This window comes from Gordonia sp. DT30 (assembly GCF_049844915.1).
GTDB lineage: Bacteria > Actinomycetota > Actinomycetes > Mycobacteriales > Mycobacteriaceae > Gordonia.
In genome coordinates this window covers 1-277 of the sequence record NZ_JBNCLY010000110.1, presented here as the reverse complement: position 1 = coordinate 277, position 277 = coordinate 1, and the positions used below count along the sequence as shown (strand labels likewise).

Annotated in this window: 1 protein-coding gene; it reads left to right on the top strand. The window is 60.6% G+C overall.

What is annotated here, in order from left to right; genetic code table 11:
• Positions 1-6 precede the first annotated feature (6 nt).
• A partial coding sequence (locus tag ACLQ3C_RS21655; protein WP_425707139.1) for a T6SS immunity protein Tdi1 domain-containing protein occupies positions 7-277 on the top strand: 271 nt, incomplete at its 3' end.

Below are 277 nucleotides of genomic sequence, written 5' to 3'. Positions count from 1 at the left end.
GATGGGTTGTTTGAGCAGGCGTTGGCGGCGTATGGGCCGGTGGGGCCGGATGAGTGTTATGGGTTTGTGCCGTCGATATTGTTGGGGGGACCGGCGGAGGTAAGCCATATTCAGAAGGTGAAGGTGCGTGAGCACTTGTTTGTGTTGGACAAGATTCGTCGGGGTGAGTTCACGGCGGAGGTGGGTCCTCGGCTGACTGGTGTTGATCCGGAGGCTGCGGGTGCGGCTGGTGGTGGGGTGGTTCCGGTTGAGTCTGGTGGGGTGGGTGATTTGTCGG